A 16,357-nucleotide genomic window follows, 5' to 3' on the forward strand; every position below is an offset into this window, starting at 1 on the left:
TGGACTTGTCCAAAGTGCGCACTGTCCGCGGGTGCCCGGTTCACCGAGGCTGTTGATCGCAAGACGTTCAACGGTGAACCAGGAGGCGATATGGGCACGTCGCTGCATCCTCCGCAGCTGGTGACCAACTCCCGCACCCTCTACCTCGTGTGGGTGCCCGCGGATCCGGACGCCGTCGCCAAGCTGGTGCCCGAGGGTCTCAGCCCGGCCGGCGACCGGTCCTGCTACATCAACCAGTACGTCGTCGACGGTCCCGACCAGACCTCGGCCGTGGGGCCGGAATCCTTCGGTGCCTACTCCTTGACCTACCTCGGGGTCAACCTGTCCGGTTTGGACACCGAAGCCGGAGTGCCCGGCCGGTGGTGGACCCACTACTACAACAGCTCCGACGTGATGAGCCGGTACGCCCGGGAGCACGGCGTTCCGGCGGGGGAGCCCGGCCACACGACGCTGACGCTCAGTGGTGACACCCTCGTTGCCACCACCCATCTGGACGGCAGGCCGGTCATCCGCACCACCGCGACGGTGACGGTGGGTACGCCCCAGCGGGCCGCCGGGCAACTCCGGTACATCACCCGGCGCGACGGGGAATTCCTCAGCGGGCGCTACGCCTACGTCGCCGATCTGGCCGAACGGTTCGAGGTCCGTTCCTTCGAGTTCCTCGACGAGAACCACCCGACCTACCAGCTGCGGCCGGCGGACCCCCTGCAGGTCACGTTCGGCTTCTACGCGCCCTCCATGACTTTCGTCTACCCCGGCGGCGAAGGGCCGCTGGGATCCGAGCACGGCAGCTGACCCTTCCGGCTGCACCGACAACCCGCAAGGAGCAACAGCATGGCTCTGCTGGAACGCGCGCAGTGGTACGACATCGCGCGCGACACCGAGTGGACACCGCGGTACGTGACCCAGGACGAACTCTTCCCGCCGGAACTGTCCGGCGGCGAGGGACTGCCGGACGAGATCTGGTCGACCTACGACGAGCCCTACAAGATCTCCTACCGGGAGTACGTCGACATCCAGCGGCAGAAGGACGCCGGCGCGTACTCGGTCAAGGCGGCGCTGGAGCGCGCCGACCTGTACCACAAGGCCGACCCCGGCTGGATCTCCATCCTCAAGGAGCACTACGCGGCCGTCGCGCTCGTCGAGTACGGCGCGTCGTTCCAGGAGGCGCGGTTCATCCGCTGGTCGAAGGCGCCGGGCATGCGCAACATGGCCACCTTCGGCATGCTCGACGAGATCCGGCACGGCCAGATCCAGCTCTACTTCCCGCACGAGTACGTGAACAAGGACCGCCAGTTCGAGTGGTCGCACGCGGCGATGTTCACCGACAACTGGGTGACGCTGGGCGCGCGGCACTTCTTCGACGACGTGATGATGACCCGGGACGCACTGTCCACTTCGATCTTCGCCAACTTCTCGTTCGAGACGGGTTTCACCAATCTCCAGTTCATCGGCCTGTCCGGGGACGCGGCCAAGGCGGGGGACTTCACCTTCTCCAAGCTCATCCAGAGCATCCAGTCCGACGAGGCGCGGCACGCGCAACTGGGCACTCCCTTGCTGCAGATGCTGATCGAAAACGGGCAGAAGGACGTCGCCCAGAAGAAGATCGACATCGCGTTCTGGCGGTCCTACCGGCTGTTCACGATCCTGTCCGGCATCCCGATGGACTACTACGTCCCGCTCGAGGTGCGCGAGGCGTCCTTCAAGGAGTTCATGGAGGAGTGGATCGTCACCCAGTTCATGCGGTCGCTGGAGGACCTCGGCCTGTCCAAGCCGTGGTACTGGGACATCTTCCTCCGGGACATCTCCGAGCACCACCACGGTCAGCACCTCGGGACCTACTCCTGGCGGCCCACCCTGTGGTGGAACCCGGCCGCCGGGGTCAGCCCGGAGGAGCGGGACTGGCTGGAGGAGAAGTACCCCGGCTGGAACGACACCTTCGGCAAGGTGTGGGACGTCATGATCGACAACTTCGTCCACGGCCGGACCGACAAGACCGTTCCCGGCACCCTGCCGGTGATCTGCAACGTCTCCCAGCTCCCGATCGTGGGCACGCCGTCGCAGACGTTGCGCGACATCTCGATCGTCCACGAGGGACGCCGCTACCACTTCGCGTCCGAAGTGGACAAGTGGATCTTCGAGGACGACCCGGAGCGCTACCGCCACCACAAGAACCTGGTCGACCGGTTCCTCGGCGGCGACATCCAGCCCGCCGACCTCGGTGGCGTGCTGGAGTACATGGGCCTGGGCACCGTCGGCCCCGGCGGTGACGACGCCCACGGCTTCGCCTGGGTGGACACCTACCGCGAGCAACTCACCAAGGCCGGCTGACCCGGAGGAGAACCAGAATGGCTGTGATCCCACTCGCCGCGCACTTCCACGGCGACTTCGTCATCAAGCTGCTGCCGGTCGACTCGGGCGCCACCATGGACGAGGTCGCCGCCGCGGCGGCCGCCAACTCCGTCGGCATCCACGTCCCGGACCAGCCGGGCCGGACCCTGCGGGTCCGCAAACAGGGCGCGGACGAGGCGTTCCCGCGCACCAGCACGGTCGCCGACTCCGGTCTGGAACCGACCGAATGCGTCGAAATCTACTTCGAGTGAGGAGGACCGGTGAGCGTGACTGATCCCATCATCGATCCGGTCGGCCCGGTCCTCCAGACCGGTGAGGTCGCCAGGGCGGTGGCGGACGCGGCCGTCATCGACAACGCCGGACGGCGGGTCGACGTCCGCGACCGCGGTTCCTACGTGCGGATCGAGGTCGAGGGCGGCGAATGCGTGCTGCGCCGCGCGACCATCGCCGACGAGCTGGGCCGCCCGTTCCGGATGTCCGAGCTCGAACTGATCATGCCGTCCTTCGTCGGGCGGATCGACACCAGCAGCGACGTCTACCGCTTCTACCACGGCCACACCTCGACGCCGGACACCGACCAGAAGGGGGCACGCGCATGAGCGCGCCGCTGAAGCCACTCAAGACCTGGGGCCACCTGGCCGCCCGGCGCCGCAAGCCGAGCGAGTACGAGATCGTCTCCACCAACCTGCTGTGGCACACCCGGGACGCCGAGCAGCCCTGGGACGTCGGGCACACCGGGTTCATGGCGGACTTCTACCGCACGTACCGCAACGGCAGCCCGGTCACCCACCCCGACTGGAACGCCTTCCGCGATCCCGACGAGCTGGTCTACCGCACCTACAACATCCTGCAGGACGGTCAGGAGACCTACGTCGAGGGCCTGCTGGACCAGCACAACGCCGAGGGACACGACAAGGGCCTGTCGCCGGAATGGGTCGCCACCCTGGCGCAGCTGTACACCCCGAGCCGCTACCTGCTGCACACCATCCAGATGGCCAGCGCCTACCTGGTCCACATGGCGCCCGCGAGCACCATCGCCAACTGCGCCGCGTTCCAGACCGCCGACCAATTGCGCTGGTTGTCCACTGTGGCCTACCGGACGGCCGAGCTGAAGCTCGCCCATCCGAACGCGGGGTTCGGCGAGCGGGAACGCGAGCTGTGGGAGGAACTGCCGGCCTGGCAGGGGTTCCGGGAGCTGGTGGAACGCCAGCTGACGACCTTCGACTGGGCGGAAGCGTTCGTCGCGCTGAACGTCGTGGTCAAGCCGGCGGTCGACGAGATCGTCCTGCGGCAGCTCGGGGTGAGCGCCCGCCGGCACGGCGACACCCTGCACGCGCTGCTCACCGAAGCCGCGCTGCGTGACAGCGAGCGGTCCCGCCGCTGGACCGAGGCTCTGGTGCGCCACATGGCCGAAGTGGACGAAAACCTGCCGAAGCTGACGGAATGGGTGGACAAGTGGCAGCCGCTGGCCACCCGGGCGATCCGCGCCTACGGCGCCGAGGTGGCGGAGAACGCGGAAGCGGCGGACAACGCCGTCGGCGCGGTGCGGGCCTTCCAGCGCCAGCTCGGGCTGGGGAACTGAGATCGCGATGAGCACCCCTGCCGAACACCACGTCCTCGTCGACGGGACCGGCGTTCGCTTCTCCTGCACGGAGGGCGATACGCTGCTGCGCGCCGCCCTCCGCGCGGGGGTCGGGCTGAGCTACGAGTGCAACAGCGGGGCCTGCGGCAGTTGCCGGTACGAGCTCGTCGACGGCGAGGTGCGCGACCGGCGTCCGGACGCGCCCGGGCTCAGCCCGCGTGACCGCCGCCGGGGACGGCGGCTGGCTTGCCAGAGCGAGCCGCTCTCGGACTGCGTCGTGCGCGCGGGCAGCCTCGGCGAGGTGACCGCGTACCGGCCCGTCACCCAGACCGCGCGGCTGCGCGCGGTGCGGCCGCTGACCCACGACATGTCCGAGTTCGTGTTCACCGCCGACGAGCACGCCGCGTTCGCGCCCGGCCAGTACGCGATGCTCTACTTCCCCGACGGCCGCGTCGAGCGGGCGTACTCGATGAGCAACCTCGGCAACCGCGACCGGGAATGGAAGTTCGTCGTCAAACGCACCCCGGACGGCCAGGCCACTTCGATCCTGTTCGACAAGCTCGAAGTGGGTTCGGAGGTCGTGCTCGACGGCCCGTACGGTCACGCGTACCTGCGCCCGGAACGCAACCGGGACATCGTGTGCGTGGCGGGCGGCAGCGGGCTGGGCGCGATGATCTCGGTCGTCCTCGGGGCCGCGGCGCTGCCGGACGCGGTGGACCGCACCGCCCACCTGTTCATCGGCGGCCGCCGGGAGGAGGACGTGCACATCCCGGAGGCCGTCCTGGTCGCCCGGCGGCGGTTGCGCGCGCTGCACGTCCACACCGCCGTGTCCGAGGCCGACGGGTGCGACGCGCAGCCGCCGTGCGGCATCCCGCCCTTCCGCGGGTTCGTCCACGAGGCCGTCGTCCGCACCCTGGGTGAGTCGATCACCGGCTTCACCTACTACGCGGCGGGACCGCCGGCGATGACCGACGCGCTCGCGCGGGCCCTGGTGGTCGAGCGCGGCCTGCCCGCGGACCACCTGTACTTCGACCGCTTCTGCTGAGAAAGGAACACCCCCATGGCTTTCGTTCGGGTGTGCAGCCTGGATGACGTCTGGGAGGGCGACATGGAGTCCTTCGAGGTGGGCGACAAGGAGATCCTGGTCGCCCACCTGGACGGCGGCGAGGTCGTCGCGACCCAGGCCATCTGCCCGCACCAGCAGGTCGAACTCGTCGAGGGCGAGCTCGACAAGAAGACCCTGACCTGCAAGAGCCACCTGTGGACGTTCGACCTGGCCACCTGCAAGGGCATCAACCCCGGCCACGCCGAACTCGCGCGCTACCCCGTCAAGCTCGACGGCGACGACATCTACATCGACCCCGACGGCGACACCCCCCGGGTCGCCCACTCCTGACCAGACAAGGAAATCCGACATGGTTGCGATCAACTGCGACATGGGCGAGGCGTACAGCATCTACCGCTGCGGTGACGACGAGGGCATCATGCCCTACATCACGGTGGCGAACGTGGCCTGCGGCTTCCACGCCGCCGACCCGGTCGTCATGCGCAAGACCGTCACCCTCGCCAAGGAGCACTCGGTGAAGGTGGGCGCGCACCCGTCGTTCCCCGACCGGGACGGCTTCGGCCGGCGAGAGATGAAACTGGATCCCGAGGAACTCACCGCCTCGGTGGTGTACCAGGTCGGCGCCCTGAACGGGTTCCTCCAGGCCGAGGGGATGCCGCTGAACCACATCAAGCCGCACGGGGCGCTCTACGGGCTCGCTTCCCGGGACGAATCGGTCGCCACCGCCATCGCCGCGGCGGCGGACGTGTTCGACGTCCCGCTGATGGGCATGGCCAACACGGTGCACGAGAAGGTGTGGGGCCGCCGCCCGCAGGGCTTCATCGCCGAGTACTACACCGACCTGGACTACCGCGACGACGGCTCGCTCATCATCACCCGCGAGCACATCGCCTACGACCCCGCCCTCGCCGCCGAGCGTTCGGTGCGGGCCGTGACCGAGGGCGTCGCCACCTCGGTCACCGGCAAGGACATCCCGATGCGGGCCGACTGCGTCTGCGTGCACTCGGACACGCCCGGCGCGGTCGACCTGGCCAAGAGCGTCTACGAGGCGCTCAAGCCCTATCTCAGCTGATTCCCCAACCCGTCCCCCCCACGAGCGACAGCGAGGTGCTCCCATGACGCGACACGAGGTCCTCTCACCCATCCCCGGGGTCTTCTACCGCAGGCCCGATCCGGACAGCCCGGACTACGTCAAGCCCGGCCAGCAGGTCGCGGCGGGGGAGACGGTGGGACTGGTCGAAGTGATGAAGTCCTTCTACCCGGTCGAGGCCGACGTCGCGGGGACGGTCGTGGAGGTCCCCGCCGCAGCCGAGGCGGTCGTGGACGCCGGGCAGGTTCTCGTCGTCCTCGAGGTCGAGTCGTGAAGCGGCTGCTGATCGCCAACCGCGGCGAGATCGCGGTGCGGATCATCCGGGCGGCGCGGGACCTCGGGGTCGAAACCGTGGCGGTCGCCAGCGACGCCGACACCACGGCGGCGCACGCCCTGCTGGCCGACACGGTGGTGAACATCGGGCCCGCGCCGGCCACGAAGAGCTACCTGGTGCCGGAGGCGATCGTGGCGGCGGCCCGGGACTCCGGTGCGGACGCGGTCCACCCCGGCTACGGGTTCCTCTCCGAACGGGCCGCCTTCGCCGCCGCGGTCGCCGACGCGGGGCTGACGTTCGTCGGGCCCGACGCGGACGTGATCGAGCAGATGGGGGACAAGGTGCGGGCGCGTCAGGTCGCGGCGGCGGCCGGGGTGCCCACCGTGCCCGGCACGCTGGAGGGCGTCGCCCACGTCGGTGACGCCGTCGAGGCGGCCAGGGAGATCGGCTACCCGGTGATGCTGAAGGCGGCCGCCGGCGGCGGTGGCCGCGGTATCCGGGTCGTGGCCGACGAGGCCGAGCTGACCGCCGCTTTCCCCCAGGCCTCCGCGGAGGCGGCCAGCGCGTTCGGGGACGGCCGGATGTACCTGGAGCGGTTCGTCCGGCACGCCCGCCACGTCGAGGTGCAGGTCCTCGGCGACGGCTCGGAGGCGATCCACGTGTTCGAGCGGGAGTGCTCCCTGCAGCGGCGCCGGCAGAAGGTCGTCGAGGAGGCGCCCTCCCCGGGGATCGACGAGCGGATCCGGGCGGAGATGACGGCGGCGGCGGTCCGGCTGTGCCGTCAGGTCGGCTACCGCAGCGCCGGAACCTGCGAGTTCCTGGTCGACGACGAGTCCGGCGAGTTCTTCTTCATCGAGATGAACACCCGGATCCAGGTCGAGCACCCGGTCACCGAGCTGATCACGGGCATCGACCTGGTCGCCGAGCAGCTGCGGATCGCGGCGGGGGAGAAGCTCGGCCTCCGGCAGAGCGACGTGACCGCCCGCGGGCACGCCATCGAGTTCCGCGTGTGCGCGGAGAACCCGGACAAGAACTTCATGCCCGGTCCCGGCCGCATCGGCGACGTCCACCTGCCCGGCGGGCCGTGGGTGCGCACCGACACCTGGCTCAGGCCGGGCAGCCAGGTGTCGCCGTTCTACGACTCGCTGGTGGCGAAGGTCGTGGTGTGGGGGCACGACCGGCCGACCGCGCTGGCGCGGTCGCGGCGGGCGCTGTCCGAACTGGTCGTCGACGGCGTGCCGACCACCACGAGCCTGCTGCTGGAGCTGCTGGACCAGCCGTGGTTCGCCGAGGGCCGGTTCGGCACCGGCACGCTCGAGCAGTGGCTCGTCCAGCGCGCGGCGGGGGTGAGCGCGTGAGCGGCGACGCGGCGCGGTACAGCTGGGGCGGCGACGAGCACATCTTCGTCGAGCTCGCCGAATCGATGAGCCTGCGGGCCAACTTCCGGGCGATGGCCATCACCACCTCGCTGCGTGAGGACCGGCCCGACGGCGTGCTGGAGATCTGCCCGGCCAACGCCTCCTACCAGGTGCGCTACGACCCGGACGTCATCGAACCCCGGGAGCTGCTCGAGCACCTGCGCGACATCGAGAAGAAGGTCGGCGACGCCTCCGACTTCAGCCTCGCCACCCGCGTGGTCGAGATCCCCGTGCTGTACCAGGATCCGTGGACCACCGAGACGCTCCTGCGGTTCCGGGACCGGCACCAGGACCCGGAGGCGACCGACATCGAGTACGCGGCCCGGATCAACGGTCTCGCGGACGCCGCGGAGTTCATCCGGGTGCACTCCGGCTCCCCGTGGTTCACCTCGATGGTCGGGTTCGTCGCCGGGCTGCCGTTCATGTTCCAGATGGTGCCGCGGGAGCGCCAGCTGGTGGTCCCGAAGTACCTGCGGCCCCGCACCGACACTCCGAAGCAGACGGTGGGCCACGGCGGGTGTTTCGGGTGCATCTACTCGGTGCGCGGCGCCGGCGGGTACCAGATGTTCGGTATCACCCCGGCGCCGATCTACGACCCCTCGCAGTCCACCCCGGACTTCGCGGACTTCCTGGTCTTCTTCCGCCCCGGGGACATCGTGCGGTTCGCGCCGGTCGACCGCGACCACTACGACGACCTCGTCCGGGAGGTCGAGCGCGGCACCTTCCGCATCCGCTCGCGGCCGGTGGAGTTCGCGCTGCGGCCGTTCCTGGACGACCCGGACCAGGTCAACACTCGCCTGCTGGAGGTGCTCCGTGCCGATTGAGGTGCGCAAACCCGGCCTGTCCACGACCATCCAGGACACCGGCCGCAGCGGCTACTACGACGTCGGGATCCCGCCGTCCGGCGCGCTCGACCAGTACTCGCTGATGGTCGCCAACCGTCTCGTCGGCAACGACCCCGGAGCCGCCGCCCTGGAATGCGTGTACCTGGGGCCGGAGCTGGTGTTCACCGAGGACGCCGTGGTGGCGGTGGCCGGCGCGGACCTGCCGCCGCGGGTCAACGGCGAAGACCGGCCGCTGTGGGAGGCATTCGCCGTCGAAGCGGGCGATGTCCTCGACTTCGGTTACGTCAAACGCGGAGCGCGCGCCTACCTGGCCGTGGCCGGTGGCATCGACGTGCCGCTCGTGCTCGGCAGCCGCTCGACCTACGGCCTCGGCAAGCTGGGCGGGGTGTCCGGCGGCCCCCTGGTCCCCGGCGACGTCCTGCCCCTCGGCCCGGGCCGGGGGACGCCGGGACGGTCGGTGCCCGAGCAGCTGCGGCCGGCCCTGGGCAAGGAGATCGAGGTCAGGGTCGTGATGGGCCTGTACGACCACGTGCTGACCGAGGCCGGCCGGGCGAACTTCCTCTCGACGACCTGGACCCTCACGCCGGTCGCGGACCGCGTGGGGTTCCGCTACCGCGGCGGCGAGCTGGAGACGGTCGGCCGCACGCCGCCGTTCGGAGCGGGACAGGACCCGTCGAACATCGTCGACGCCCCGTACCCGATCGGATCCATCCAGGTGCCCGGCGGGGTGGAGCCGATCATCCTGCACCGGGACGCCGTCTCCGGCGGCGGCTACATGATGATCGCCACGGTGATCAGCTGCGATCTCGACCTGGTCGCCCAGTCCGCGCCCAACACCCAGACGCGGTTCGTCGAGGTCACCCTCGACGAAGCCCTCGCCGCCCGCCGGGAGTACCGGCAGCGGGCGCACCGCGTCGCCGATCTCCTCGCCTAGAAAGGAAAACACACCATGCCGCACGTCCGCATCGACTGGTTCCCCGGCCGCACCGTGGAGCAGAAACGGGAACTGGCGGAGGTCCTCACCCGGGAGATCTGCCGGATCGGCAAGTGCGCCCCGGACGCGGTGGGCATCGTCTTCACCGACGTGGACACACAGAACTGGGCCCGCGCCGGCAAGCTCTTCTCGGACGGCTGAGCCATGGCGACACTGCGCTCGCACGTCCTGGTCGACGCCGCGCCGGACGCGGTCTGGAAGGTGGTGGCCGACACGGCGAACATCGCGGACTGGTTCCCCGCGATGGCCGCCTCCACCGGCGACGACAGCCGCCGCACCGTCACGTTGCGGGACGGGGCGGTGCTGGAGGAGGTGGTGGTCACGCGGGACCCGGGGTCGCGGAGGTTCCAGTACCGCGTGGTCGGCGGTGACCTGCCGGTGGAGTCGCACCTCGGGACGGTCGACGTCATCGAGGTGCCCGGCGGATCGCTGGTGGTGTACAGCACGGAGATCGAACCCGCGTCGCTGGCGGGAGCCTTCGAGGAGGCGATCTCCGCGGCGGTGGCCGGCCTGCCCGCTTTCCTGCGGTGACCCCGCCGCGCAGGCCGCCCCCGGTGATCGGGCATGCTGTGCTCACCGCGTGACAGATCGGGGAGGACGGCCATGGCCGAGCTGCCGGAGCTCGTGGTGCCGGAGCGGGTCGAGAGCCCGGTCCGGCCGACGGCGCCCTCGACCGGGCTGGGCCGGTGGCTGCTGCAGCACCGCGTCCAGCCGGTGGGCCCGGCAAGCCACGAGCAGCACGCGCGACCGCAGGCGTGGTGGAAGGTCATGTGCCTGACCGGCGTGGACTACTTCTCCACGTTGTCCTATCTGCCCGGTATCGCGGCGCTGGCCGCCGGCGCCCTCTCGCCGCTGGCCACCCTGCTGATCGTCGCGCTGACGCTGCTGGGCATGTTGCCGATGTACCGGCGCGTGGCGAAGGAGAGCCCGCACGGCCAGGGCTCGGTCGCGATGCTGGAGGACCTGCTGCCGTTCTGGCGCGGCAAGCTCTTCGTGCTGGTGCTGCTCGGGTTCGTGGCCACCTCGTGGATCATCACGATCACCCTGTCCTCGGCCGACGCCACCGTGCACGCCCTGGAGAACCCGCACGTCCCGGCGTTCCTGCACGGTCACGAGGTGCTGGTCACCGTCGTGCTGCTGCTGGTCCTGGGCGGGGTGTTCCTGCTCGGGTTCTCCGAGGCGGTCGGGGTCGCCATCCCGCTGGTCGCGGTGTTCCTGCTGCTCAACGCCGTGGTCGTGGCCGCCGGGGTGGCCGAGGTGCTGACCACGCCCGCCGCCCTGGACCGCTGGGTGGACGCGCTCACCTCCGGCGGCGGCGGGATCACCGGGGTGGTCGGCCCGGCGGTCCTGGCGTTCCCGCTGCTGGTGCTGGGCCTGTCCGGGTTCGAGACCGGGGTGAGCATGATGCCGCTGGTCGCCGCCGACGGCGAAACCGCCGGGCAGCGGCTGGCGAACCGGATCCGCAACACCCGCAAGCTGCTCACCACCGCCGCGGTCATCATGTCCGTCTACCTGATCGCGACCAGCTTCGTCACCACCGTGCTCATCCCGCCGGAGCAGTTCGAGGCCGGCGGGCAGGCCAACGGCCGCGCCCTGGCCTACCTGGCCCACGACCTGCTCGGCGAATGGGTCGGCACCGCCTACGACATCAGCAGCATCCTGATCCTGTGGTTCGCCGGCGCCTCGGCGATGGCCGGGCTGATCAACATCGTGCCGCGCTACCTGCCCTCCTACGGCATGGCGCCGGAGTGGACGCGCGCCGTGCGGCCGGTGGTGCTGGTCTACACCGCCATCTGCGTCGTGGTCACGATCATCTTCGGCGCCGACGTCGACGCGCAGGCCGGCGCCTACGCCACCGGCATCCTGGCGATGATGGTCTCCGCGTCGGTGGCGGTGACGATCTCCGCGGTCCGCGCCCGCCGGCGCCGGGCCGCCACCGGGTTCGCGATCCTGACGTTGATCCTGCTCTACGCCCTGGTGGAGAACGTGATCGAGAAGCCGGACGGCCTCACGATCTCCGCGTTCTTCATCCTCGGCATCATCGTGGTGTCGCTGGTGTCGCGCGTCAGCCGGACCACCGAGCTGCGCGTGGAGCACATCGAGTTCGACGACACCGCACGCCGGTTCGTCACCGACTCGATCGCCCACGACGGCGCGCTGACCATCATCGCCAACCGCAGGCAGGCCGGTGACGTCGCCGAGTACCAGGCCAAGGAAAGCGAGCAACGCGGCATGAACCCCGTGCCCGGCTCGGCCGACGTGCTGTTCCTGGAGATCGAGGTCGTCGACCCGTCCGACTTCAGCGACGTGCTGCAGGTGCGCGGCGTCGACATCGGCGGATTCCGGGTGCTGCGCGCGGAAAGCCCCGCCGCCCCCAACGCCATCGCCGCGATCCTGCTGGCCCTGCGGGACACCACCGGCGTCCGCCCGCACTGCCACTTCGAGTGGAGCGAGGGCAACCCGCTGGGCCACCTGTTCCGCTACCTGATCCTCGGCCGCGGCGACACCGCACCCGTCGTCCGGGAGATCATCCGCACCAGCGAACCCGACCCGTCCCGCCGCCCCGGCATCCACGTCGGCGGCTGAGGGCTCGGCGGCCGACGTTCGGGCGAAACCCGGCCGGTTCCGCGCCGTCCGGGAGGGGATGCGGCACCGTCGACGGTCGTGCGGCTCGCGCTGCTCGTCCTCCTCGTGCTGCCCGGCGTGACCGGACGCCTCAATCGCCTCGTCCCGCTGCCGGCGGTCGGCCCGGGGTGATGCCGAGCAGGTCGGCGAATTCCGAGCGGTCGGTGGTGCCCAGTTTGGCGGAAGCGCGGTACAGGTGGCCTTCGATCGTGCGGACGGACACCACCAAGCGGTCGGCGATCTGGCGGTTGGACAGTCCCCGGGCGGCCAGGCTGACGATCTCCCGTTCGCGGTCGGTCAGCGGCAGCGGCCGCGCCGCCACGGCCAGGGCGGGCGTGGTGGCGCCTTCGCAGGCACCGGCCAGTGCGTGTGCCCGCGCGGCCGCGGTGTGGCCGGCACTGCGGCGATCCCCGGCGAGGTGGCGGACCGCGGCTTGGGCGGCGGCGTCGGCGGCGGACAGCAGGTCGCCGGTCTCTTCCAGCGCGAAGGACGCCGCCAGCATCGCGTCGCCGTCGTCGGCGGCGAGTGCGGCGGCGTGCGCGGCGGCGGCCGGCGCGCGGGGACCGGTCACCTGGCCGGCCAACGTGGCGAGCCGGCCGGCCACCGAGCGGTCGCCGAACCGGGCGGCCGTGTGCAGCGCCAGGACGACGTGAGCGAGCTGGCCGCGGCGGCCGGCCAGTTCCGCCGCCTCGTGAGCGAGCTCGATGCCCCGGGTCACGGCGCCATCGGCCGCGGTGACCCAGGCCCGCGCGAGAACCATCTCGGGATCGAGGAAGGCGAGCCCGGGATGCCGGTGGTTGTCCAGGTCGGCCAGCGCCTCGTGAGCACCTTCGACGTCGCCGGCCAGCGCCAGCGCCCGGGTCAACGCGATGAGCGTGGCATACCGCCAGCCGCCGGTGTCGCCGAACCGCTCGATGCCTGCGCGTCCCTCACGCAGCCAGCGCACCGCCGTCCGCACCCGGCCCAGGGCGAGTTCGGTCTCGCCGACCAGGTAGCAGCCGATCTGGGCGCCGATCGGGACGTCCTTGATCTGCGCCCGGCAGTCCAGGGCGATCCGGGAGGCATCGCCGAGATGGCCCGCCAGGCGCAGGCCGGTGATCTGCAACGCGACCAGCGGTAGGCGGAAGTCCGCGCGCTCGGTGGACCGCGTGGCCGCTTCGGCGCCGCGGGCGACGTGCGGGCCCATCTGGTCGGCCCGGCCCGTCACGGCCAGTGCCGCGACCAACCCGCAACACGCCATCAGGACCGCGTCGTCGGTCGCACCGCCGGACCGCAAGACGCTCAGCGCGGCCTGTTCGGCTCGCTCCGGCCGCCCCAGCTGACCGTCGATCATGGCCCGCAGGGCGACGAGCGGCATCCCTGCCCCGGCCGTCACCACCTGCGCCGCCGCCTCGTCGAGGACGACTTCGGCTTGCTCCACGCGAGCGAGCATCCAGGTGAGGAACGTGGCCCGGTTCACCGCTGCCCGCACCAGCTCGGCGTCGTCGCCCGCGAGCCGGGTCAGGGTGGCCAGTTCGGCATCGGCCTCTTCGGCAGGGCCGAGGAAAGCAGTCGAGTTGGCGACGATGGCCTGCGCCGCAAAGCCTCCGCCCGCCACGACCGCCGCCCGGCCGAGCCGGAGCGCGAGCGGCAGGTCACCCAGGTACGACGCCCGCTCGGCAGCGGCGACGAGCAGGCCCGGGTCGGATTCCACATCGGAGTCGAGCGTCAGCACCGCCCGGCGCAGGACGTCGTCCGCCCGGCGAGCACCCGTGTCCGCCAACGCGGTCGCGATCCGGCTTCGCAGACGGCGCGCGCGCAACTGTCCGATCGCGGCCCGCCGCACCTCGCCGTACAGCGGGTGCGCCAGCCGAGCCTGCACGCGCCGCCCGTCGGTCTCGACACTGACGATGCCGCGGTTCTCGGCGTCCTCCACGGCGTCCGGTCCGGTCAGCCCGGTCAGCAGGCCGATGCCCAGCGGCTCGTGCACGGCCAGCACGTCCACCACCTCGCGCACCGCCTCCGACAACGTCCCCAGCCGGGTCGCGACCAGCTCGACCAGTCCGGGGGTGACCCGCGGGGGCTCGGCCAGACGCCACACCCCGCGTTCGCGGCGCAACGCGGCATTCTCGACCGCGCCGTCGACGAGCTGCCGGAGGTAGAGCACGTTGCCCTGGCACATCGCCCACAGCCGGCTCACCGAGGCCTGCTCGACGTGCCCGCCGAGCACGGACTCCAGCAGCGTGGTGACCTCCTGCTCGGACAGGGGCTGAACCTCGAGCCGGTCGAGGTCGCGGTCCTTCCACAACGCTGTCACCGCGTCCGGGGCCGGTTCGCCCGTGCGCACGGTGACCAGCACGGTGGCGGCTCGTCGCAGCACGAGCTGGTGGATCAACGTGGCGGAAAGCTCGTCCAGCAAGTGGGCGTCGTCGACACCGATGAGCACACCGGCCCGGCCGGCGCCGGCCAGCAGCGCGGCGGCGGCGCGAGGCAGCAGCTGCGCCGGTTCGCGTCCGAGGTCGCCGAGCTCGCCGAGCAACCCGCCGAACGCGCCGAGCGGCAACGGCCGCGACGACGAGGTCGCGGTGGCCCACCGGACCGTCATCCCCCGTCGCCCGGCCTCGGCGCGGGCCTCGGCGGCCAACCGGGTCTTGCCCACTCCCGCGGCACCGGCCAGCACCACGCCGCGCGGACCTGAGCGCGACCGCATGGCCGCGGCCACGAAGCGGAGCTCCTCGGCTCTGCCGACCAACGGCCATTCCGCTGCCACGTCGAGATCGTAGAGGCGAAGCCCCTCCCGCGACAGGTGACGGCTCGGCGGACCTCACCCTGGCCCGTCCTCGCCGCCGAGAGCGGCGAGTTTGGCCTCGGCCACCGCGAGCAGGGGACCGACCGCCTCCGGCTCGACGCCCACGCTCTCGGCGATCAGGTGCTCCGGCAAGCCCGCGTCACGCAACCGCAAGGCCAGTGAGTACACCGCGGGCAGCCGTCGCAGAGCCGCTGCCCGTGAATCGTCCGAACCAGACATCCTCCCACCATCGGGGCACCACGCGGCGCGGTCACGAGTAGCGGGCCACTCGTCAACGCCGCCCGCTGTCCGTCGAACGCGGCCGCGATCGAAGTCGAGTAGTCGACTACTCGTGCTGGCACCCGGCCGACGGGAGATCGTGACGAGCCAGGAAGACAACGTGATCAACCCTGGAGGATTCATGAAACGCAAGTCGAAGATCGTCGTCGTCACCGGGGCGGTTCTCGCGCTGACCGCGGGCGGTGTGGCGTGGGCGAGCATTCCCGGCGACGACGGCGTGATCCACGCCTGCTACGCCAAGAACGGGGGCGCGCTGCGCGTCTCCGACACCGGCTCGTGCAAGTCCGGAGAGGTCGCGCTCAACTGGAACAACGTCGGGCCCGCCGGGCTGACGTGGAAGGGCGAATGGGCACCGGGCGCCGCCTACCAGCCGCGCGACGCCGTGCTGTACCAAGGCTCCAGCTACATCGCGATCTTCCCCAGCACCGGCAGCGCGCCGCCGAACAGCAACTGGATGCTGCTCGCCGCGAAGGGGGACAAGGGCGACCAGGGTGAGGCCGGAGCGGTCGGTGCCGCCGGTCCCGCCGGTCCCGCCGGTCCACGGGGCGAGAAGGGCGAGAAGGGTGACCCCGGCACACCGGGCGTGAGCGACGCCTACCAGGCCACCCAGAGCGGCACGACGAACGTCACCACCGCCGACGTGCCGATCGTGTCGCTCAGCCTCCCGGCGGGGAACTACGTGCTCCAGGGCAAGGTTTCGGTGGAACAGGACAACGCGAGCGGCTTCACCTACGGCACCTGCCGCCTGGAGGGCGATGACGGCAAGTTCGACTTCCTCGACGACGACCCCCAGGCCGGCACGGTCAGCTTGGTGACCACACTGGCCGTCACCACGTCCCGGACGGTCACCATCACCTGCACGGTCGCCGGCAGCGGTGTCGATGTCAGCGACGGGCGGATCGTGGCGACCAAGGTGGGCACGTTGCACTGATCCACCTGGCGGCGGGCACCGGCGATCCGGGCGGCGTTCGGTGCGGCGGCGAATGTCGCACTCGCGCACGGTCGGCGGTGACCGCGGGCGCCTGGAGACCACCTAGGATCGGT

At 71.0% G+C, this 16,357-nt stretch carries 18 protein-coding genes; 16 read left to right on the plus strand and 2 right to left on the minus strand.

The genetic code is table 11. From position 1 onward, the window contains the following. Positions 1-90: 90 nt before the first annotated feature. The 15 genes from IE290_RS01350 (at position 91) to IE290_RS01420 (ending at position 12,207) form a co-directional block, all read left to right on the plus strand. Positions 91-795, plus strand: coding sequence for an acetoacetate decarboxylase family protein (locus IE290_RS01350; RefSeq protein ID WP_191242639.1), 705 nt, complete (start codon positions 91-93; stop codon positions 793-795). A 39-nt stretch (positions 796-834) separates the two neighbouring features. Next, positions 835-2,331, plus strand: a complete 1,497-nt coding sequence (locus IE290_RS01355; RefSeq protein WP_191242640.1) for a YHS domain-containing protein — start codon at positions 835-837, stop codon at positions 2,329-2,331. A gap of 17 nt (positions 2,332-2,348) precedes the next feature. Continuing rightward, positions 2,349-2,603, plus strand: coding sequence for a toluene-4-monooxygenase system B family protein (locus tag IE290_RS01360; RefSeq protein ID WP_191242641.1), 255 nt, complete (start codon positions 2,349-2,351; stop codon positions 2,601-2,603). A 15-nt stretch (positions 2,604-2,618) separates the two neighbouring features. Continuing rightward, positions 2,619-2,951 carry an MmoB/DmpM family protein gene (locus tag IE290_RS01365; protein WP_229874028.1) on the plus strand — a complete coding sequence of 111 codons (333 nt, stop codon included), beginning with the start codon at positions 2,619-2,621 and terminating at the stop codon, positions 2,949-2,951. Beyond that, positions 2,948-3,934, plus strand: coding sequence for a ferritin family protein (locus IE290_RS01370; protein ID WP_191242643.1), 987 nt, complete (start codon positions 2,948-2,950; stop codon positions 3,932-3,934). The genes IE290_RS01365 and IE290_RS01370 overlap by 4 nt, the downstream gene beginning before the upstream one ends. A 7-nt stretch (positions 3,935-3,941) precedes the next feature. Further along, complete coding sequence (locus tag IE290_RS01375; protein ID WP_191242644.1) at positions 3,942-4,979, plus strand: 2Fe-2S iron-sulfur cluster-binding protein; 1,038 nt, start codon at positions 3,942-3,944, stop codon at positions 4,977-4,979. Between the two features lie 15 nt (positions 4,980-4,994). Further along, positions 4,995-5,330, plus strand: a complete 336-nt coding sequence (locus IE290_RS01380) for a monooxygenase system ferredoxin subunit (RefSeq protein WP_191242645.1) — start codon at positions 4,995-4,997, stop codon at positions 5,328-5,330. 19 nt (positions 5,331-5,349) lie between these two features. Further along, positions 5,350-6,072 carry a 5-oxoprolinase subunit PxpA gene (gene pxpA, locus IE290_RS01385; RefSeq protein WP_191242646.1) on the plus strand — a complete coding sequence of 241 codons (723 nt, stop codon included), beginning with the start codon at positions 5,350-5,352 and terminating at the stop codon, positions 6,070-6,072. Positions 6,073-6,115: 43 nt separating this feature from the next. Continuing rightward, a complete protein-coding gene (locus tag IE290_RS01390) occupies positions 6,116-6,364 on the plus strand; it encodes an acetyl-CoA carboxylase (protein WP_191242647.1) in 249 nt (82 codons plus the stop codon). Next, positions 6,361-7,722 (plus strand): acetyl-CoA carboxylase biotin carboxylase subunit, encoded by a 1,362-nt coding sequence (locus IE290_RS01395; protein ID WP_191242648.1) that lies wholly within the window; start codon positions 6,361-6,363, stop codon positions 7,720-7,722. The genes IE290_RS01390 and IE290_RS01395 overlap by 4 nt, the downstream gene beginning before the upstream one ends. Continuing rightward, a complete protein-coding gene (locus IE290_RS01400; RefSeq protein ID WP_191242649.1) occupies positions 7,719-8,606 on the plus strand; it encodes a 5-oxoprolinase subunit B family protein in 888 nt (295 codons plus the stop codon). The genes IE290_RS01395 and IE290_RS01400 overlap by 4 nt, the downstream gene beginning before the upstream one ends. Beyond that, on the plus strand, positions 8,596-9,561 hold the full coding sequence (locus IE290_RS01405; RefSeq protein WP_191242650.1) for a 5-oxoprolinase subunit C family protein: 966 nt from the start codon (positions 8,596-8,598) through the stop codon (positions 9,559-9,561). The genes IE290_RS01400 and IE290_RS01405 overlap by 11 nt, the downstream gene beginning before the upstream one ends. A gap of 15 nt (positions 9,562-9,576) precedes the next feature. Continuing rightward, positions 9,577-9,762 (plus strand): tautomerase family protein, encoded by a 186-nt coding sequence (locus IE290_RS01410; RefSeq protein WP_191242651.1) that lies wholly within the window; start codon positions 9,577-9,579, stop codon positions 9,760-9,762. A 3-nt stretch (positions 9,763-9,765) separates the two neighbouring features. Continuing rightward, positions 9,766-10,152 (plus strand): SRPBCC family protein, encoded by a 387-nt coding sequence (locus tag IE290_RS01415; protein ID WP_191242652.1) that lies wholly within the window; start codon positions 9,766-9,768, stop codon positions 10,150-10,152. Positions 10,153-10,224: 72 nt separating this feature from the next. Further along, the gene (locus tag IE290_RS01420) at positions 10,225-12,207 is read left to right on the plus strand and encodes an APC family permease (protein ID WP_191242653.1); all 1,983 of its coding nucleotides are present in this window, start codon (positions 10,225-10,227) and stop codon (positions 12,205-12,207) included. A gap of 130 nt (positions 12,208-12,337) precedes the next feature. On the opposite strand, the gene IE290_RS01425 is transcribed toward IE290_RS01420, so the two are convergent. Both IE290_RS01425 and IE290_RS01430 read right to left on the minus strand, forming a co-directional pair. Further along, on the minus strand, positions 12,338-14,995 hold the full coding sequence (locus IE290_RS01425; protein WP_191242654.1) for a LuxR C-terminal-related transcriptional regulator: 2,658 nt from the start codon (positions 14,993-14,995) through the stop codon (positions 12,338-12,340). Between the two features lie 54 nt (positions 14,996-15,049). After that, positions 15,050-15,253 (minus strand): hypothetical protein, encoded by a 204-nt coding sequence (locus IE290_RS01430; RefSeq protein WP_191242655.1) that lies wholly within the window; start codon positions 15,251-15,253, stop codon positions 15,050-15,052. 181 nt (positions 15,254-15,434) lie between these two features. Here IE290_RS01430 and IE290_RS01435 point away from each other — a divergent pair, with 181 nt between their 5' ends. After that, positions 15,435-16,244, plus strand: coding sequence for a hypothetical protein (locus tag IE290_RS01435; RefSeq protein WP_191242656.1), 810 nt, complete (start codon positions 15,435-15,437; stop codon positions 16,242-16,244). Positions 16,245-16,357 lie beyond the last annotated feature (113 nt).

The sequence above is a fragment of the Amycolatopsis deserti genome, from assembly GCF_014653945.1.
GTDB lineage: Bacteria > Actinomycetota > Actinomycetes > Mycobacteriales > Pseudonocardiaceae > Amycolatopsis_E > Amycolatopsis_E deserti.